Source organism: Nonomuraea sp. LP-02, assembly GCF_036289125.1.
In the GTDB taxonomy this organism is placed as follows: Bacteria; Actinomycetota; Actinomycetes; order Streptosporangiales; family Streptosporangiaceae; genus Nonomuraea; species Nonomuraea bangladeshensis.
Map to the genome: position 1 here is coordinate 6,369,603 of NZ_JAXCLK010000001.1, position 18,849 is coordinate 6,388,451.

General features: G+C 72.2%; 18 protein-coding genes. 8 read left to right on the forward strand and 10 right to left on the reverse strand.

The features are described 5' to 3' along the window. Positions 1-69: 69 nt before the first annotated feature. Entirely contained in the window at positions 70-714 is a 645-nt protein-coding gene (locus tag SMD20_RS29915) for a GNAT family N-acetyltransferase (protein ID WP_329587668.1), read from the forward strand. A 158-nt stretch (positions 715-872) separates the two neighbouring features. Next, positions 873-3,896 (forward strand): AfsR/SARP family transcriptional regulator, encoded by a 3,024-nt coding sequence (locus SMD20_RS29920; protein ID WP_329587672.1) that lies wholly within the window; start codon positions 873-875, stop codon positions 3,894-3,896. Positions 3,897-4,173: 277 nt separating this feature from the next. On the opposite strand, the gene SMD20_RS29925 is transcribed toward SMD20_RS29920, so the two are convergent. Next, positions 4,174-5,580: a class I SAM-dependent methyltransferase gene (locus SMD20_RS29925; protein ID WP_329587674.1), complete on the reverse strand. Its 1,407-nt coding sequence runs from the start codon at positions 5,578-5,580 to the stop codon at positions 4,174-4,176. 151 nt (positions 5,581-5,731) lie between these two features. On the opposite strand from SMD20_RS29925, the gene SMD20_RS29930 reads away from it, so the two are divergent. Continuing rightward, a complete protein-coding gene (locus SMD20_RS29930; protein WP_329587677.1) occupies positions 5,732-6,034 on the forward strand; it encodes a hypothetical protein in 303 nt (100 codons plus the stop codon). 6 nt (positions 6,035-6,040) lie between these two features. On the opposite strand, the gene SMD20_RS29935 is transcribed toward SMD20_RS29930, so the two are convergent. The 3 genes from SMD20_RS29935 to SMD20_RS29945 form a co-directional block, all read right to left on the reverse strand. Next, a complete protein-coding gene (locus tag SMD20_RS29935; protein ID WP_329587680.1) occupies positions 6,041-7,000 on the reverse strand; it encodes a 2-hydroxyacid dehydrogenase in 960 nt (319 codons plus the stop codon). A gap of 68 nt (positions 7,001-7,068) precedes the next feature. After that, positions 7,069-7,665, reverse strand: coding sequence for a TetR/AcrR family transcriptional regulator (locus SMD20_RS29940; RefSeq protein ID WP_329587683.1), 597 nt, complete (start codon positions 7,663-7,665; stop codon positions 7,069-7,071). Beyond that, positions 7,662-8,177 (reverse strand): GNAT family N-acetyltransferase, encoded by a 516-nt coding sequence (locus SMD20_RS29945; protein ID WP_329587686.1) that lies wholly within the window; start codon positions 8,175-8,177, stop codon positions 7,662-7,664. The genes SMD20_RS29940 and SMD20_RS29945 overlap by 4 nt, the downstream gene beginning before the upstream one ends. 59 nt (positions 8,178-8,236) lie before the next feature. Between SMD20_RS29945 and SMD20_RS29950 the strand changes: the two genes are divergently transcribed. The 4 genes from SMD20_RS29950 (at position 8,237) to SMD20_RS29965 (ending at position 11,680) form a co-directional block, all read left to right on the forward strand. Continuing rightward, the gene (locus SMD20_RS29950; protein ID WP_329587689.1) at positions 8,237-8,704 is read left to right on the forward strand and encodes a winged helix-turn-helix transcriptional regulator; all 468 of its coding nucleotides are present in this window, start codon (positions 8,237-8,239) and stop codon (positions 8,702-8,704) included. A 52-nt stretch (positions 8,705-8,756) separates the two neighbouring features. Then, the gene (locus tag SMD20_RS29955; RefSeq protein ID WP_329587693.1) at positions 8,757-9,560 is read left to right on the forward strand and encodes an SURF1 family cytochrome oxidase biogenesis protein; all 804 of its coding nucleotides are present in this window, start codon (positions 8,757-8,759) and stop codon (positions 9,558-9,560) included. A 9-nt stretch (positions 9,561-9,569) separates the two neighbouring features. Next, entirely contained in the window at positions 9,570-10,307 is a 738-nt protein-coding gene (locus tag SMD20_RS29960; RefSeq protein ID WP_329587695.1) for a tyrosine-protein phosphatase, read from the forward strand. A 176-nt stretch (positions 10,308-10,483) separates the two neighbouring features. Then, positions 10,484-11,680: an amidohydrolase family protein gene (locus SMD20_RS29965; RefSeq protein WP_329587698.1), complete on the forward strand. Its 1,197-nt coding sequence runs from the start codon at positions 10,484-10,486 to the stop codon at positions 11,678-11,680. Here the strand turns inward: SMD20_RS29965 and SMD20_RS29970 are convergent. The 4 genes from SMD20_RS29970 to SMD20_RS29985 all read right to left on the reverse strand — a co-directional run bounded on the left by SMD20_RS29970 (position 11,677) and on the right by SMD20_RS29985 (position 15,229). Continuing rightward, positions 11,677-12,027 carry a YkvA family protein gene (locus SMD20_RS29970; protein WP_329587701.1) on the reverse strand — a complete coding sequence of 117 codons (351 nt, stop codon included), beginning with the start codon at positions 12,025-12,027 and terminating at the stop codon, positions 11,677-11,679. The two genes, SMD20_RS29965 and SMD20_RS29970, sit on opposite strands and share 4 nt — an antisense overlap. Positions 12,028-12,092: 65 nt before the next feature. Beyond that, positions 12,093-13,511, reverse strand: a complete 1,419-nt coding sequence (locus SMD20_RS29975) for an amidase (protein WP_329587704.1) — start codon at positions 13,509-13,511, stop codon at positions 12,093-12,095. After that, positions 13,504-14,481, reverse strand: coding sequence for an LLM class F420-dependent oxidoreductase (locus SMD20_RS29980; RefSeq protein ID WP_329587706.1), 978 nt, complete (start codon positions 14,479-14,481; stop codon positions 13,504-13,506). The genes SMD20_RS29975 and SMD20_RS29980 overlap by 8 nt, the downstream gene beginning before the upstream one ends. A 79-nt stretch (positions 14,482-14,560) precedes the next feature. After that, positions 14,561-15,229: a TetR/AcrR family transcriptional regulator gene (locus tag SMD20_RS29985; protein WP_329587709.1), complete on the reverse strand. Its 669-nt coding sequence runs from the start codon at positions 15,227-15,229 to the stop codon at positions 14,561-14,563. Between the two features lie 157 nt (positions 15,230-15,386). Here SMD20_RS29985 and SMD20_RS29990 point away from each other — a divergent pair, with 157 nt between their 5' ends. Beyond that, entirely contained in the window at positions 15,387-16,424 is a 1,038-nt protein-coding gene (locus tag SMD20_RS29990; protein ID WP_329587712.1) for a hypothetical protein, read from the forward strand. Between the two features lie 82 nt (positions 16,425-16,506). Here the strand turns inward: SMD20_RS29990 and SMD20_RS29995 are convergent, their stop codons facing one another. Both SMD20_RS29995 and SMD20_RS30000 read right to left on the reverse strand, forming a co-directional pair. Further along, on the reverse strand, positions 16,507-17,565 hold the full coding sequence (locus tag SMD20_RS29995; protein ID WP_329587714.1) for an aspartate-semialdehyde dehydrogenase: 1,059 nt from the start codon (positions 17,563-17,565) through the stop codon (positions 16,507-16,509). Continuing rightward, on the reverse strand, positions 17,562-18,836 hold the full coding sequence (locus tag SMD20_RS30000) for an aspartate kinase (protein WP_329587715.1): 1,275 nt from the start codon (positions 18,834-18,836) through the stop codon (positions 17,562-17,564). Before SMD20_RS30000 ends, SMD20_RS29995 begins: the two co-directional genes overlap by 4 nt. Positions 18,837-18,849: the final 13 nt, after the last annotated feature.

Genomic DNA, 18,849 nt, shown 5'->3' on the forward strand with positions numbered 1-18,849 from the left:
CGGAAACCCGGGAAAGATCTTCCTGGCGGCATGGTCACACACACCCCGTGCACCCTTCATCATGTGCACATGCCCGCTCTTGTCACCTTGTCCGGGCGCCTCGTGCGCCTGGAGCCTCTCAGCCTCGCGGTGGTCGATGACCTCGTCGCCGCGGCGAGTGAAGACCGTGCCACGTACGCCTTCACTCGGGTCCCGGACGGCCGGGACGAGATGGTCTCCTATGTGGAGGCCGCCATGGCTGAGCAGGCGGAGGGCCGCACGCTGCCCTTCGCCATCCGGTGGCTGAACACCGACCGCGTGGTCGGTGCCACCCGTCTCATGCACCTGGAGTATTGGCAGGGCCCCATGCCCTGGCCTCCGGGTACGCGCGGCGCGGTGGGCGACATCCCGTCCGTGGCGGACATCGGTTACACCTGGCTGGGCGCGAGCGCCCAGGGCACGGGTGTCAACCGGGAGAGCAAGTTCCTCATGCTCTCGCACGCCTTCGAGACCTGGGACGTCCACCGCATCACTCTCAAAGCAGACGTACGCAACACCAAATCCCGGGCCGCCATCGAGGCCCTCGGCGCACACTTCGACGGTGTGCGGCGAGCGGACAGCCGAGGCGCCGACAACACGGTCCGAGATACCGCGTTCTACTCGATCCTGAACTCCGAATGGCCGCTCGTCCGCGAGCGCCTGCTCAGCCGGATGGGACTGTTCGAGGCAGCCTGAGTCACCGTTCACCTCGGCCCCGCCCACACAAATGGGCGGGGCCTGTATTTTTCGGCCTCGCCGTCGCTCTGCATGAAGGCGTACTCCATCTAGGTGACGATCGCCCCTCGATCTATCATTTGGTAACAAAACGTTCCATTGGCTGGGAGACAGACGGCATGGCTGGTCAGAGCGGTGAAGGCAGCCTGTGGTTCGCCGTGCTCGGTCCTGTCCGCGCGTGGCGGGACGGCCTGGAGCTCGACCTGGGCACCCCACTCCAGCGGTCCATCCTCGGGATGCTGCTGCTGCGCGAGGGCCGCGCGGTCTCGCCCAACGAGATGATCGACGCCGTATGGGGCGAGGACGCGCCGCCGCGGGCCCTCGGCGCGCTGCGCACCTACGTCTCCAGGCTCCGCACCGTGCTCGAACCCGACCGGGTCGCCCGCTCCCGCCCCGAGCTGCTGACCTCCATCGGCCGCGGCTACGCGCTGCGGCTGCCCGACGACGCCCTCGACCTGACCCGCTTCGAGCGCCGCATCGCCGAGGCCGAGACCGCGCGCAGGGCCGGCCGGCCGCGCGAGGCCGCCGACCGCCTGCGCGCCGCGCTCGCCCTGTTCGAGGGCGAGCCGCTGGCCGGCACCGTCGGCCCGTACGCCGAGCACCAGCGCGACCGCCTGGCCGAGCGCCGCCTCAGCGTCGTCGAGACCCTCATGGACGTCGACCTGGAGCTCGGCGACCACGCCGCGGTCGTCTCCGAGCTGATCGCGCTCACCGCCGACCACCCGCTGCGCGAACGGCTGCGCGCCCAGCTCATGCTGGCCCTCTACCGGTGCGGCCGGCAGGGCGACGCGCTCAATGTCTTCACCGAGACCCGCGAGGCGCTGATCGACGAGCTGGGCATCGAGCCCGGCCCTGAACTGGCCGCGCTCCACCAGCGCATCCTGACCGCCGACCCCACGCTCGCCCCGCCTCCGGCCCCCGCAGAGGAGCCCACCGCCGAGCCCGCCGACGCGTCGGCCGAGGAGCCTCAGCAGCCCGCAGAGGAGGAGCCGCCCGCGGCCCCCGAGCTGCCGAGGCCCGCCCAGCTCCCCGCCGCGGTCACCGACTTCACCGGCCGCAAGGAGCAGGCCGCCCGGCTGCGCTCGCTGCTGTCCACCGCCTCCGCCGAGGGCCTGCCCCTGGTGGCGATCTCCGGCATCGGCGGCGTCGGCAAGACCACGCTCGCCGTCCACGTCGCCCACCAGGTCGAGGAGGTCTTCCCCGACGGCCAGCTCTACGCCGACCTGCGCGGCTACGGCGACGGCGCCACGGCGCCCGAGTCGGCGCTCGGCGGCTTCCTGCGTGCGCTCGGCATCCCGCCCGACGTCATCCCCGACGGCCTCGCCGAGCGCTCGGCGCTCTACCGCTCGCTCCTCGCCGAGCGGCGCGTCCTGGTGCTGCTCGACAACGCCCGCGACGCCGAGCAGGTCAGCCCCCTGCTGCCCGGCTCCCCCGGCTGCGCCGCGATCGTGACCAGCCGGGTCAAGCTGGCCGACCTGCCCGCCGCCCGGCTCGTGGACCTCGACGTGATGGAGCCCGACGAGGCCCTGTCGCTGTTCGCCGCCGTCGCCGGGCCCGAGCGTGTGGCCGCCGAGCACGGCGCGGCCATGGACGTCGTCGCCGCCTGCGGGTTCCTGCCGCTCGCGGTGCGCATCGTGGCCGCCCGCCTGGCCGCCCGTCCGTCCTGGACGGTCGCCTCGCTGGTGCCCCGCCTGGCCGACGAGCAGCGCCGCCTCGACGAGATGCGCGTCGGCAATCTGGCCGTGGAGGCCACCTTCGCGCTCGGCTACGGCCAGCTCGCGCCCGAGCAGGCCCGCGCGTTCCGGCTGCTGTCGCTGCCGAGCGGGCCCGACATCTCCTCGGAGGCCGCGGCGGCGGTGCTGGCGCTGCCCGCGTACGAGACCGAGGCGCTGCTGGAGTCGCTGGTGGACGCCAGCCTCCTGGAGGCCCCCGGCCCCGGCCGCTACCGCTACCACGACCTGCTCAGGCTGTTCGCCCGCCGCGAGCTGAACAACGCCGAGCGGCCCGAGGCGCTCGCCCTCGCGCTCGGCCGGCTGCTCGGCTTCTACCTCGCCTCCGCCCAGTCGGCGCACCGGCTGGCCTACGAGGGCAGCGCGATCGCCGACAACCTGGTGGTGGTCGGCACCGGCCGTACGTTCACCACGGTCGACGAGGCCGTGGCGTGGCTGATCGCCGAGGGCGACTCGCTGTTCGCCGCCATCGGCCAGGCCGCCGCCTCCGCCGGCTCCGGCGAGCAGTTGCTGCCCGCCGGAGACCTGCTGGTGGCGATGGAGCCGCTGCTGGAGTCCGGCACCCACACCCGCGAGTTCGACCAGGGCACCCGGGCCGTGCTGGCCGCCGCGCTGCGGATCGGCGACCCCGGCAGCGAGCTGCGCTCCCGCTACGTGCTCGGCCGGGTGCTGTTCGCCGCCAACCGGCTGCGCGAGGCCGAGGAGCAGTTCAGGCGGGTACGCGAGCTGTCGGCCGAGCGCGCCGAGAAGGTCGTCACCGGCGAGGTGCTCAACGCCCTGGCCGTGGTCGTCGGCAGGCAGCGCAGGCACGCCGAGGCGCTGGCGCTGTTCGACGAGGCCATGACCTGGTATCGCGAGAACGGCGTGCCCGCCGGCGAGGCGCTGGTGCTCAGCTACTCCGCCCGCGACCACCTGGGCCTCGGCCGGCCCGACGACGCCATCGCGGCGGCCGAGAAGGGCCTCGCCATCTTCACCGAGATGGGCAGCGGCGCCGGCACCGCCCGCGCCCGCTACCACCTCGGCATCGTGCTGTCGCGCGTGGGCCGCCTCACCGAGGCCGTCCACCACCACGCCGAGTGCCTGGCCTTCTTCCGGGCCAGCAAGCAGCGGGTCTGGGAGCAGCGGGTGTGCTCACGCCTGGCGGAGACGTTCATCGCCGCCGAACGTTATCCGGAGGCCGTCCGCCACGCCGAGCAGGCCCTCGTCGTCTCCCGCGACATCGGCCACCCCTACGGCGAGGCGCTGTCGCTGACCGTGCTCGGCAAGGCCCTGCGCGGGCTCGGCGACCTCTCCAGGAGCCTCGCCTGCCTGCGGCAGGCGTACGACGTCTTCTCCCGGCTCGGGGCCCCCGAGGCCGGCGATCTCAAGGTCCTGCTGGACGGCGTGCCCCACGGCGCCGTCGTCGAGACCTGAGTACAGCTCGTCGTCCAGACGTGTCATCCACACATGGTTGATCAAGGCTGTCCTCGGCATTCACGATCGGCGCTCGTGATGGGCTGATGAGCAGCCCGGCCGGTCATCCTCACCGCCGCGCTTCGCTAGGGGGCCCGGTCATCCGGATGCTCCACGCGACGGCCAGCCGCCTCACTGCCGAACGACCGGCCGGACCTGACACGGCCCTCGAACCCCCCAGGCCCGTGTCGTAGGTCACAGTCTTCACCGGTGGAGTTGACATCCGATCAACGCCGGATCAAAGCAGGAAATAGCCCTCCGCGATGAGCGGCCGGATCGCGTCGGCGTCCGGCATCTCGCCCTCCCCGACCAGCTCGGCGATCACGTTGAGCAGCGGGCCGAGGGCCAGCTCGCCGTCGCACACCCCGGCCAGCGCGGCCTCCACCGTGCCGACCTCCCTGCTGCGGCGCAGCCCCTGCGTCTGGCGCAGCACGATGCGGATCGGGTCCTCCGCGCCGGGCAGGCCGACGCGCTCGTCGAGCAGGCCGGCGGCGGTGCGCAGCCGGGCCGTGCCGAGGTCGCCGGCCCGGTGGGCGGCGGCGATCGAGTCGAGCACGTCGTCGACGTAGTCGCCGACCGGGAGCACCACCTGGTGGTCGAGGTGCTCGACGCGGACGACCGGGTCGAGGGTGCCGGACGCGCGCATGGTGATCCAGCCGAAGCCGATGCCTTCGACCTTGTGCTCGTCGAACCAGGACAGCCAGCGGTCGTAGAGCTCGGTGTAGCGGGGGGTGCCCTGCCGGGCGGCGTCGCGCAGCCACAGCTCGACGTACTCGGCCGGGTCCTGGACGTCGCGCTGCACCACCCAGCCGTCGCAGCCGGTCTCGCGCAGCCAGCCGCCCACCCGCTCGTGCCAGTCCTCGCCCTCGACGTGCAGCCAGTTGGCAAGGAAGTGGGCCTGGCCGCCGGGGTTGAGGTAGGCGGGCGTGCGGCGGACGAGCTCGCGGCAGAAGGCGTCGCCGGCCTCGCCCGACTCGCGGTAGGTCAGCTTGCCCTCGCCGCCGGGCGCGATGACGAACGGCGGATTGCTCACGACCAGGTCGAACCGCTCGCCCTCGACCGGGTCGTACAAAGAGCCCTCCCGCGCCTCCACGCCCTCGACGCCGGACAGCGCCCAGCTCAGCCGGGCCAGCTCCAGGGCGCGCGGGTTGAGGTCGGTGGCGACCACGCGCTCGGCCCGCCCGGCCAGGTGCAGCACCTGGACGCCGCAGCCGGTGCCGAGGTCGAGCGCGCTGCCCACCGGGCGGCGGGCGACGAGCTGGGCCAGGTTGGCCGAGGCCCCGCCGGCCCCCACGACGTGGTCGGGCCGCAGCGGCGGGTCGCCCGGCCGTACCTTACGGTCGGAGACGAGGTAGCCGCCGGTCTCCCAGGGCTGCAGGTGGACCGTCGCCCGCACCTCGCCGCCGCCGGCCTCCTCGACCAGGCCCGAGTCCAGGACCTCCGGGCCGAGCGCCGCGGCGGGGACGGGCACCCCGAGCCACCACAGCCTGATCAGCGTCGCCAGGGGGTCGCCGCCGGCGGTCACCCGAAGGGCGGGCACCAGCTCCTCGCGGGCCAGGGCCGAGGCGGCCATGCTGCCGAGCCGTTCGCGTACGCCGTCGATCGTGTAGTCGGTTCGGAGGAGGAGTTGGCGCAGTCGTTCCACCCGCTCATCCTTTCACCGTGGACGCACGCACATGATCTGCCACCGACAGTGCCCATACTGTTACACAAGTACCCAAGTGAACTGCAAGCCAGGGATAAGCGCGACGGGGTATCTCTATGGAGGCAAGGAACGACTCTTAGGAGTGGGTCTCATGCTGATCCCCTGTTTGGCCTGCGAGTCACGCTTCGGGCCCGACGAGTACTTCAAGGCCTGCTCCGACTACAACCGCGGCCTCGACCTGGTGTCCTGGACGTGCCCCCACTGCGGCAACCGCGACGACCTGCGGGTGCTGCCGGGTGAGCTCGGCTTCGGCTATCCGCACCGGGGTCGGTTCGACGTGCACGACCGGGTACGCGTGCCGGGGCTGCGCCGGCAGCGGGGCGAGCTGCGGCTGGACATCTCCTTGGAGCGGTCCAGCTGGCGTGTCCACACCCGGCTGCGCCAGCCCGCCTGAAAAAGGTCAGGCCGGCCGGGCGATCGGCATGACCGGCCGCGCGTCGCCGCGCAGCACCCGTTCGATGTCGGCGACCAGCGCCTCGGCCAGCTCCTCGCGCGTCTCCCCGGTGGCCTCGCCGAGCCGGGGCGTCAGCACCACGTTCGGCAGCTCGATCAGCGGATGGGACGGATCCAGCCACTCCCCCTCGAAGTGGTCGAGCCCGGCGCCGCCCACCTGCCCCCGGCGCAGCGCCTCGACCAGGGCCGTCAGATCGTGGAGCGCGCCGCGCGAGGTGTTGAGATAGATCGCGCCGGGCCGCATGGCGCCGAACTCGGCGTAGCCGAACATGCCGCGCGTCTCGGCGGTCAGCGGCAGGTGGAGCGAGATCACGTCGGACTCGGCGAGCAGCGCGGCGAACGTGTGGGTGGCCTCGGCGACGCCGGGGTCGCAGGCGATCACCCGCATGCCGAGCCCCTCGCACCGCCAGCGCATGGCCTCGCCGACCCGGCCGAGGCCGACGATGCCGAGCGTGCGGCCGGTGAGCCGGCGCCCGCGGTGGCGCTGGGCGGGCGGCACCTTGCCGCGATAGGCGCGGCCCCTGCGCACCTCGCTGTCGGCGGTGACGATGTGCCTGCTGACCGCGAACATCAGCGCCAGCGTCAGCTCGGCCACCGCGTCGGCGTCGCGGTCACCGGCGTGCAGGACGGGGACCCCGCGTTCGGCGGCGAGGTCGAGGTCGACGCTCGTGGGCGGGCCCATGACGGCCACGACGTCGAGGTCGAGGTCGAGGACCGAGGCGCCGACCTGGTCCCCGTCGGTGACGAGCACGGTGGCGCCGGTCTCCACGACCAGATCGGCCAGCCGCTCGTCGGTGAAGCCGAGGTCCGGGCGCGCGGGAGCCTCGGTCAGCTCGGCCACCTCGGCCAGGCGGGCGAGCGCGCTCTCCGGCAAGACGGGCAGTACCAGAGCCCGAGGTCGTCTCACAAGCAGCACGATAACACCACGAACCGTGCTCAAATCATCGCTCCCCGCACAGGCGGCTTACACGGGAGTCACCCGGCGGGCTGGCGGAGGCTGTGCCAGGCCGCCTCGCCCAGCCCCTTGATCTCCTCCTCGGTCGGCGTGTGCGCCCCCGCGAACCACAGCCGGCACATCTCCTGCGACGGGCCCAGCCAGAGGACGTAGCACATCGTGGGGTGCACCGGCTGGAGCAGGCCGTTCTTCATGTGCGGCCGCCACCAGTCGGACACCTTGCGGAAGAACGCCCGCCTGGCCTCGGCGACCTCCGCCCCGCCCGGCTCCTGCTTGCGCGGCGGCCGCTCGCTGATGAGCAGCCGGGCCCGCTCAGGATGCTCGCCGGCCCAGCGCATGTGGAAGGCGACGACGGCCTCGATGCCGGCGCGCGCGTCCTCGTGCTCGGTGAGCTTGGCGAGGAAGGCTTCCTGGTAGGCATCGAGGATCTCGGCGTAGAGGACGCCGAAGACGTGCTCTTTGCTGGCGAAGTGGTGGTAGAAGCTGCCGACGCTGACGCCGCTCTCCTCGCGGAGGCTGGCCAGCGTCGTGGCCGACACCCCGTCCTGGCTGAAGCGGCGGAGGGCGCCCTCGATGATGCGGGTCCGGCCGTCGCGTCCGTTCTTGACACTCTTCACACTGTCAATGGTGTGGCAACAGAACCTTGTTCCGCAAATAGGGCCGCCGGATCGATCATAGCGGTCACCTCGACCGCCCCGGAGCAGACCGTCATCCGGGCGTCCGGCCACACCCGGCGGATCAGCCGCAGCGCCCGCCGGTTCTCCCCCATGACGTCCATGGCGACGGTCCGCGCGCCCCGGAAGAAGGCCCTGAGCAGGAGCGTACGGACCAGGCAGGGACCGAGCCCGAGGCCCTGCCAGTCGTCGGTGACGACGACCGCGATCTCGACGTCGGCGACGCCGCCCTGGTAGCTCATCGCGTGCCCGACGATCTCGCCGTCCGGTGTGGTGGCCACGAGCACGTCGCGCCGCTCGTTCACCGCGACCAGGGCGCGGACGAGGCTCGCCGCCGGCGAGGCCTGGCCGGTGAAGAACCGCAGCGTCTGCGTGTGCAGCGACAGCCCGCACAGGAAGCGGCGGACCCGTTCCTCGTCGTCGGGCCCGGCCGGGCGGATCTGAGTTCCTAACATGGACTCAGCCTGCCCGGTCAGACCTGAGTCTGTCAATCGAACTCAGATATAATGAAAAAATGAACGTTCCCTTCCGGGTGGACAACTGCTCGATCGAGCGCACCCTGGACATCGTCGGGGAGAAATGGACCTTCCTGGTGCTGCGTGAGGCGTTCAGCGGCGTGCGGCGCTTCGCCGACATGCAGGCCGTCACCGGCGCCCCCCGCCAGGTCCTCAGCGCCCGCCTGGCCCGCCTGGTCGAGGAGGGGCTGCTGCGCAAGGAGCCCTACCGCGAGCCCGGCCAGCGGCAGCGCGACGAATACCGCCTCACCGACAAGGGCCGCGACCTCTATCCGCTGCTGGTCGCGCTCATGCACTGGGGAGACCGCTACCTGGCGGACGACGACGGCCCGCCCGTGCTGCTCACCCACCGCGACTGCGGCGCGCCCATCGAGCTGCACTTCCGCTGCGCGGACGGCCATGAAGTGTCCGGGCCGCGCGAGGTCACCCCGCAGCCGGGCGCCGGCGCCCGGCTCAGGAGCGCCTGATCAGGGCGAGGCGCGTACGAGGGCACCGGCAGGTCTGCCTACCCTGGAGAGCGTGTACCGGATCCTGCTGACGCCCCGATGGCTCGGGCTCACCCTGGTGGTGCTGCTCGCCATCCCCGCCTTCGTCTTCCTCGGGCGGTGGCAGTACGGGCGCTTCGAGGAGCGGTCGGCCAACAGCGAGCGGGTCACCGCCAACATCGAGGCGCCCCCGGTGCCGCTGGAGCGGCTGGCCGCGCCCGGCGGGCGGGTCGAGGCCGCCGACCGGTTCCGCCAGGTGAGCGTGGCCGGCTCCTACGACCCCGCGCACGCCCTCGTCGTACGCCGCCGCCCCCAGGACGGCCGCCCCGGCTTCTACGTCCTGACCCCGCTCGTCACCGCCGACGGCACGGGCGTGCTGGTCAACCGGGGCTGGGTCCCGGCCGGCGCGACCGCCGACACCCCGCCGACCGTGCCGCCGCCGCCCACCGGGCAGGTAACTGTCACCGGACGGCTACGGCAGAGCGAGACCGAGAAGTCGTCCGGCATCCGCGAGGTCTCCGGCCTGCCGGCGGGGCAGGTGCTGCTGATCGACGCGGGATCGATCGGGCGGCAGGTCCCGTACCGGCTGCTGGACGGGTACGTCGAGCTCGTCTCCCAGGAGCCGGCCGGAGAGCCGGCGCCTGAGCCGGTCCCCGCGCCCGACGTGGGCGCCGGCGGCGGGCTCAACCTGGCCTACGCCTTCCAGTGGTGGCTGTTCATCGGCGTGGCGATCGGCGGCTGGGTCCTGCTCCTGCGCCGCGAACTGGCCGAACAACGTGAGGGGCAGCGGCCCGGCACACCCGTCGTGCCCGAGGAGGCGCGGACACCCTCGACGTAAGGTGATGGGGTGATCCGGCACATCGAGTTCGCCAACCTCTGCAACTTCCGCGACATGGGTGGATACCCCACCGCCGACGGCCGCGCCATCCGGTGGCAGCGGCTCTACCGTGCCGACTCGCTCGGCTGGCTCGACCGGGACGACCTGGCCGCCTTCCGCGCGCTGCGCGTGCGTACGGTCATCGACCTGCGCCACCCGTTCGAGGTCGAGAGGATGGGGCGGGTCCCCGAGAGCGAGGGGCAGCGCTACCACAACCTGCCCATCGAGGGCCGCCGCTGGGACGTCAACGCCTACGACGAGGCGCTCGGCGTGGCCCGCTACCTCGCCGACCGCTACCTGGAGGTCACCGAGGACGGCGTGGCCAACCTGCGCACGGCGCTGGAGACGATCGCCGACGCCGGCAACGCGCCCGTGGTGATCCACTGCGCGGCCGGCAAGGACCGCACCGGCGTGGTGGCCGCGCTGGTGCTCTCGCTCGCGGGGGTGAGCGAGGACGACATCGTGGCGGACTACGCGCTCACCGGCCTGGCCACCGAGCGCTTCATCGCCGACTGGCGGCGGCGGCACCCCGACGCGGCGCTCTGGCCGGGCTTCGGGCTGGCCCCGGCCGAGGCGATGCGCTTCTTCCTGACCGATCTGACCGCCAGGCACGGCTCGCCCGAACGGTACGTCTCGCAGGTCGTGGGCCTCTCCACCGCCGCGACCGAGGAGTTGCGCCGGCACCTGCTGACTGAACGCCGCCCGTAAGGGTAGGGGGCGCGGCAGGGTCCGCGCGAGCAGCATCCTCGCCGGAACAGGCGGACCCGAACGCCCGGGATCGTCCGGCGATCCCCCTCCCCGGCGATCCCGGGCCTCGGCTTCGGATACCCAACGGATACGTCGCAGCTTGTTCGACGTTATCCCGTCGTCGTACGGTTACCTGCGTGACTACGCCGCTGCTCCCCGACCCCGAACCCCGGCGGCGCGACTATGTGATCATCTCAGCCGACGATCACCTGATCGAGCCGCCCGACCTCTTCGAAGACCGGCTGCCGGAGAAATACGCCGACGTCGCGCCCAAGGTCGTGGAGACGGAGGCGGGTCACCAGGTCTGGCGCTACGGAGGCGCCACCTACCCGTGCGCCGGCATCGACGTCGGCGCCGGCCTGCCCCGCGAGCAGTGGACGCTCGACCCGGTCCGCTTCGAGAACATGCGCCCCGGCTGCCACGACATCGAGGCCCGCGTCCAGGACATGGACGTGGCCGGCATCTGGGCCGCGCTGTGCTTCCCCGGCATGCTCGCCCAGCAGGCCGGCATGCCGTTCGCCAGGACCCGCGACCAGGAGCTCGGCCTCGCGCTGGTCCGCGCATGGAACGACTGGCACATCGACGTGTGGGCGGGCACCTATCCCGAGCGGGTCATCGGCCTGCAACTGCCGTGGCTGCCCGATCCCGACGTGGCCGCCAAGGAGATCAGGGCCAACGCCGCGCGCGGCTTCAAGGCCGTGGTCTTCCCCGAGTTCCCCAACCGGATGCGGCTGCCGTCCATCCACACCGGCCACTGGGACCCGTTCTTCGCCGCCTGCGAGGAGACCGGCACCGTCGTGTGCCTGCACACCAGCGACTCCTCGTGGTCGCCCGTGCCCTCTCCCGACACGCCCATCGAGGCCATCACCACGCTGATGCCGACCACCGCCATGTTCGCCTGCGCCGACTGGCTGTGGTCGGGGCTGCCGCTGCGGTTCCCCGCGCTGCGCATCCTCATCGTCGAGGGCGGCGTGGGCTGGCTGCCGCTGCTGGCCGAGCGCGCCGACTACGCGCTCGACCACCCGGTGGCGGGCGAGGCGTCCTGGGACGGCGGGCTCAAGCCGAGCGAGGTGCTGCGCCGCAACTTCTTCTTCGGCACGCGCGACGACCACGCGCTGTCGGGGGTGCGGCTCGCGGTCGGGCTCGACCACGTGCTGCAGGAGAGCGGCTATCCGCACTCCGACTCGACCTGGCCCGACACGCAGAAGGCCGTGTCGCGCAACCTCGGCCCGCTGCCGCCCGCGGACATCGCCCGGGTGGCGTACGGCAACGCGGCCCGCCTGTTCGGGCACCCGCTGCCGTCGCGGGCCTGGTTGCGCATGGAGGAGATCTAAGCCTCCCCTTCCACCTGGCCCAGGATGATCCGGCGCTCGTGCTCGACGTAGCGGCCGCTCTCGCCGAGGAGCGCGGTCGCCAGCCACAGGAACACGCCGAAGTCGTCGGCGACGCCGATCAGGGTGAGGAAGTCGGGGATGACGTCGATCGGCGAGATGATGTAGACGACGCCGAGGGCGATGAGGCCGAGCCGGCCCCTGCCCATGCCGCCGTACTCTCCGCGCATCACCGCGCGCACCATGCGCGGGATGGCGCGCACCCTGGTCATCAGAGCGGGCGATCCAGGCTTGGTCACCTCGCGGTACGTGCGCCACGCCGCCGCTGCCCGTGCTGCCTTAGCCATCATGTCCAACCCCCTACCCCCGGCTTTTCACGATATAACGCGACGCCGGGGTGAGAGGTTCCTGACGATCAGCCCATGGCGTCGTGCGCGAAGGGCCGGACCCGCTCGATCTGGGCCGCCACCCGGACCAGCAGATCCTCCCGCCCGTACGCCGCGACGAGCTGCACGCCGACCGGCAGCCCGGCGGCCGTCCGGTGCAGCGGCAGGGAGATCGCCGGCTGGCCGGTCGCGTTGATCGGCGAGGTGAACGCCACCGCGTGCGCCGTACGGCCGAGCGCGAGGGTGAGGTCGTCGGACGGGATCCAGCCGAGCGGGAACGGCGCGACCCCGAGCGACGGCATCAGCAGCAGGTCGTGCCCGGCGCTCCACCAGGCGGCCATGCGGCGGCGGAAGGCGTCCGTCCATTGGGTGGCCCGGAGGTGCTGCGCGGCGGTACGGCTGCGCGCGGCGGCCACCATGGCGGCGTTGCGCGGCTCCAGCTCCTCCATCGCGACCGGCTTGCCGCGCAGCTCGCCGAGCCCGTCGACGGTGGCGGCCAGGTTCTCGGCCACGATCGCGCCGAAGTGGACAGGGAAGTCCGGGTCGGCGAGCGCTTCCGGGCCGCCGGGCGTGACGTCGTGGCCCAGCGACTCCAGCAGGGCCGCCGCCGCGGCGACCGCCTCCGCCGGCTCGGGCGCCTCCGGGACGCCGGCCCTGGGGTGGGCGGTGAGGTAGCCGACGCGCAGCCGGCCGGGGTCGCGCCCGGCCTCGGCGGCCAGCGGGCCGGGCAGCGCGGGCGCGTCGTACGGGTCGCCCGGATGGAGCCCGGCGACCACGTCGAGCGCCGCGGCGGTGTCGCGTACGGTCCTGGTGACGAAGCCGGGGCACGAGAAGCCGCTCCAGCCCTCGCCGAGCGCCGGGCCAAGGCTGACCCGCCCCCGCGACGGTTTGAGCCCCACGAGGCCGCACAGGGACGCGGGGATGCGGATGGAGCCGCCGCCGTCGCTCGCCGTGGCCAGCGCCACCACGCCGGCCGCCACGGCCGCGGCGGAGCCGCCGCTGGAGCCGCCCGCCGAGTACGCCGGATCGTACGGGTTGCGGGTCGGCCCGAACGCCGCCGGCTCGGTGGTGATCGTGCTGCCGAACTCCGGCGTGTTCGTCCGCCCCAGGATGACGAACCCGGCCTCGCGCAGCCGCGTCACGCCGTAGCCGTCCGCCGCGCCCTCGACGCCGTCGCGGACCGCCGAGCCCGCCGCGTACGGCTCGCCCGCCTGCCGCCAGCCCAGGTCCTTCAGCAGGATCGGCACCCCGGCGAAGGGCGCATCGCGCGGCAGGCGGTCCAGCTCGGCCAGCGCCCGCTCGAACCGGGGGAAGACGACGGCGTTGAGCTCGCCGTCGCGGGCCTCGATCGCGGCGATGGCGGCCTCGGCCAGCTCGCGGGGCGACAGGTCGCCGTTCCTGATCGCCGCGGCCTGCCCGACCGCGTCCAGCCTCAGCGCCTCATGCACGGTCCGCCTCCCCCGCCTTGGGCGACAGGTCGCGTACGGCCTGCTCGATGGGGATCTCGCCGCCGGGGATGGGGGCGAGGATCGGGGTGTCGAGGCCGCCCGCGACGTACTCGCGGATCCGGGCCCGGCAGGTGGCGGCGTCGCCGTGCACGATGAGGTCGTCCACCACCTCGTCGGGGATGGCCTTGAGCGCCGCCTGGCGGTCGCCGGCCGCCCACGCCTCGTGCATGGGGCGCAGGAGCTCGCCGCGGCCGAGCCAGTCGTGGAAGGCGGCGTACACGGGGACGGTCAGATAGCTCGCCAGCATCCAGCGGGCCAGCTCGCGGACCTTGTCGGTGTCCTCGCTCACGCACACGAACAGGCGGGCGATGAGCTCGGTGTCCGGCCCGATCTCGGCGCGCACCTTGCGCACGTCGGCGGGCGAGAGCCAGTTGGTGATCGCGCCGTCGGCCTCCTCGGCCGCCAGGCGCAGCATGCGGGGGCGCAGCGCGGCCAGCACGATCTTCGGCGGGGTCTTCGGCGCCCGCTCCAGCTTGAAGCCCTTGATCTCGAACGTCTCGTACGCCTCCGTGACCTTCTCCCCCGCCAGGGCCTTCTTGAGGAAGCGCAGGGTGTCGCGGGTGCGGGCGTACGGCTTGGTGAACGTGCCGGCGTTCCAGCGCTCGACGATCGCCGGGGAGGAGGCGCCGATGCCGAGCACGAACCGGCCGGGCGCGAGATCGGCGACCGTGGCCGCGGACATGGCCAGCAGCCCCGGGCCGCGCGTGGAGACGGGGACGATGGCGCTGCCCAGCCGGACCCCGGGCGCCCACTCGGCGGCGAGTGCGAGCGGTGTGAACCCGTCCACGCCGCTGACCTCGGCCGACCACGCGTCCGTGTAGCCCAGTCCGGGCAGCTCGGCGATCAGCTCCCGGGACCTCGCGAGCGAGCGGTCGTAGAAGGGGATGGTCATGCCCCAGTTCTGCGTCATCGGCGCGCCTCCAGAATGATGTTCCGACGAGGCGACCATACCAACCGTTTGGTATGTCCCCCTAGGCCCCCTAAGCCCGCTAGGCCCGCAGCTCGTGCACGGCCGCGATGAAGTCCTGCGTGATGCCCCGCAAGCCCGGCAGATGCGACAACCCCACCAGCCGGTCCACCAGCGGCACCGTCACCTCGATCAGCCGGTACGTCCGCGCGCACCCCGGCGAGGTGTCGTGCACCCAGAACAGCACCATCCCCATGGACAGCAGCCACAGCAGCTCGGGCAGCTCCTCTCGCAGCTCGGCGTTCATCCGGTCGGCCGACCCCTCGACGACCTCGCGGTAGAGCGCGATCGACGCCTCACGCGCCGGCGACGACTGCTTGCTGAACGGGCTCAGCGGGTTGGTCGGCTCGGCCGCGTGCTTGAAGAACTTCACGGCGAACTCGTGGTACGGCTCGGAAACGCGGACCCACTCGCGCAGCACCCCGCTGAGCCTGGCCGCGAACGATCTCTCGGTCGCCAGGAACTCCGCGCAGGCCGCCTCGTGCTCGGCCTGGGCGCGGTCGTAATACGCCTGGATCAACGCCTCTTTGCTGTCGAAGTAGTAGTAGGCGTTGCCTACGGACACCCCGGCCTCGGCGGCGATGGCGCGCATCGTGGTCCTGTCGAAGCCGCGCTCCCGGAACAGTCGCAAGGCCGTCTCGACGATGACCTCTCGGGTGCTCTCCGATCCTCGGTTTCGGGCTTCGGACACGTTCGTCACTGTACGTCGTGAAACGCGGTTCAGTCATGGAGCCGCACGGTGATCACCGCCACAAGGCAAAGTTGCATCCGCGGCGGGAGTTATCTCAGGTGAATGGTGGGATTGTCGTTTGTGGCGGAAGGGCTATTTCCGCGAAAAAGGCATCGACATGTGGATACGTGGAACAGCACGACTCACCGTGGTCGCGCTCCTCGGCATTGAGATCACCATAATCGCATCCGCTTCGGCCGCCGCCGCCGCGTCCCGCCCCGGAGGGACGCCGGCCGCGGACGGCACGACCGACACAGAAACCCGCTACGGGACACCGCAGCCGGAGCAGCCCGCCTTCCTGAGAGCGATCGCGGATGCGCTGGAGTCCCGGACGGACCGCGCGGCCCTCGACCGCCTCGCGCTTCTCCAGCAGCACCTGGAGGGACACGACGGCCGTGGCGGGCCACCGCACGGCGACGCCCGCCTCCCGCAGGGCGACGTGTGGGCCCCGCACGGAGACGGGTGGGCACCGCTCAGCGAGGTCCGCGTCCCGCGGAGCGACGCCGGCTTCCCGCAGACCGCCGGCGGGCCCGCGTGGCTGACCGGCGAGAACCGCGAGCACTCGGCGGGCACAGAGGCGGAGACTCAGACGGGCCCGCCGGAGCAGGCCGGCCGTTCGCTGGCCGAGGCCCTGCGCGACCCCGTCCGCACCGCCGTCGTACGCATGCCGAAGGCCCGCCGGCCCGTCGTCCACAGCCGCGCCAAGGTGCTCGACAAGCAGGCCCGCGTGGACCTCACGCGCGTGCTGCCCCGCCAGGCGGCGATCCCCATGTCGCACGCCACGGCGGACGGCTGGCTCAAGGTCGCCGGGCTGCGTACCAAGTCGACCGGCAACTGCACGAGCAAGCACCACCGCCACTGCACCTCGCTGGACCGGGTGCGCACCGGCACGGTCGCCCGGATCATCCAGCTCAAGCAGGAGAGCCACTGCCCCATCCTGGTGACCGGCGGCACGGAGGACGGCCACGCGCCCGGCCGCTACAGCCACGGCAACGGCTACAAGCTCGACATCGGCCACAACTCCTGCATCGACCAGTACATCACGAAGAACCACCAGAGATCAGGAGTGCGCGGCGACGGCGCCCGGCTCTACCGCTCGGCCTCGGGCACGACGTTCGCCGACGAGAGCGACCACTGGGACATCCTGTTCCGGTGACAGGCGCACGGAACCCGAAGTGGACGCGAACGCAAGTGGACGCCGCACCGATCGTGCGACGTCCACCCTTGAAGTGCCCGGACTACAGCTCGCCCGCCACCAGCTCGGCGATCTCCGCCGCGTTGAGCGCGGCGCCCTTGCGCAGGTTGTCACCGCACACGAACAGGTCGAGCGTGTTGGGGAAGTCGATCGCCTGACGGACGCGGCCGACGTAGGTCGGGTCGTTGCCCACCACGTCGAGCGGCGTCGGGTAGACGCCGTTGGCCGGGTCGTCCATGAGGACCACGGTCGGCGCCGCCTCCAGCACGCGGTGCGCGTCGGCGACCGTGATCGGGCGCTCGAAGCGCGCGTGCACGGCCAGCGAGTGCGTGGTGATCACCGGCACCCGGACGCAGGTCGCCGAGACCTTGAGGTCGGGGATGCCGAGGATCTTGCGGGACTCGTTGCGGAGCTTGAGCTCCTCGGAGGCCCAGCCGTCGTCCTTCAGCGAGCCGGCCCACGGCACCACGTTGAACGCGATCGGCGCCGGGAACGGCGACTCGTCGGGCAGCTTGTTGGCCAGCGCCTTGCGCACGTCGCCGGCCGCCTGGCCGATCGAGCGGTCGCCGGCCAGCGCCTCGACCTCGTCGTACAGGCGGGCCGAGCCGGCCACGCCCGCGCCCGAGACCGCCTGGTAGGAGGCCACGACCAGCTCGGTCAGGGTGTACTCGGCGTGCAGCGCGCCCATCGCCGCCATCATCGACAGCGTGGTGCAGTTGGGCGTGGAGATGATGTTGCGCGGGCGCTGACGGGCGTCGAGCGGGTTGACCTCGGGCACCACCAGCGGCACGTCGGGGTCCATCCGGAACGTGCCGGACTTGTCGATGGCGATCGCGCCGCGCTCGGCCGCGATCGGCACCCACACGGCTGACACCTCGTCGGGCACGTCGAAGATGGCGATGTCGATGCCGTCGAACACCTCGGGCGCGAGCGCCTGCACCACGACGTCCTCGCCGCGCACCTGGAGCACCTTGCCGGCCGAGCGCGGGGAGGCCACGAGGCGGATCTCGCCCCAGATGTCCTCGCGGGTCGACACGATGTCGCGCATGACGGTGCCCACGGCACCGGTGGCGCCGATCAGCGCGAGATTGGGCCTGCTCATCGTCCAGTACCTCCGTACACCGTTGCTTCGACCTGGTCGGCGTCGAGATCGAAGGCGCGGTGCGCGGCCGCCACGGCCGCGTCGACGCCGTCCTGCTCGACGACCACTGAGATGCGGATCTCGGACGTCGAGATCATCTCGATGTTGACCCCCGCGTCCGCGATGGCCGCGAAGAACGTCGCCGTGACGCCCGGGTGCGAGCGCATGCCCGCGCCGATCAGCGACACCTTCCCGATCTGGTCGTCGAAGAGCAGCGACTCGAACCCGATGCGCGCCTGGATCTTCTTCAGCGCGCTCAACGCCGTCTGGGCGTCGGCGGTGGGCAGCGTGAACGAGATGTCCGTGCGGCCCGTGGCCGCGGCCGAGACGTTCTGCACGATCATGTCGATGTTGATCTCGGCGTCGGCCAGCGTTTTGAAGATGAAGGCAGCCTCACCGACCTTGTCGGGCACCCCGACAACAGTGATCTTGGCCTCGCTCCGGTCGTGCGCGACGCCGGAGATGATCGGCTGCTCCATCTCGGTTCCTTCGGTGTAAGGGTCGGAGACGACCCACGTCCCTTCCCTGGTGCTGAACGAGCTCCGGACGTGGATCGGCAGGTCGAAGCGGCGGGCGTACTCGACGCACCGCAGGTGCAGGATCTTCGCGCCGCAGGCGGCCATCTCCATCATCTCGTCGTACGAGATGCGGGGGATCTGGCGGGCCGGGGGCACGATGCGCGGGTCTGCGGTGAAGATGCCGTCCACGTCGGTGTAGATCTCGCACACGTCGGCGTCGAGCGCCGCCGCGAGCGCCACCGCCGTGGTGTCCGAGCCGCCGCGGCCCAGCGTGGTGATGTCCTTGGTGTCCTGCGACACGCCCTGGAAACCGGCCACGATCGCGATGTGGCCCTGGGCGATCGCCTCCTGTATGCGGCCGGGCGTCACGTCGATGATGCGCGCCTTGCCGTGCGTGGAGTCGGTGATCACACCGGCCTGCGAGCCGGTGAACGAGCGGGCCTCGTGGCCGAGGTTGGCGATCGCCATCGCCAGCAGGGCCATCGAGATGCGCTCGCCCGAGGTCAGCAGCATGTCGAGCTCGCGGCCCGGAGGCAGCGGCGACACCTGCTCGGCCAGGTCGAGCAGCTCGTCCGTCGTGTCACCCATCGCGGAGACGATCACGACCACGTCGTTGCCGGCTTTTTTCGTCGCGACGATCCGCTGCGCGACCCGCTTGATGCAGGACGCGTCGGCGACGGACGAACCACCGTACTTTTGCACAACGAGCGCCACGAGAGTCTCCCGG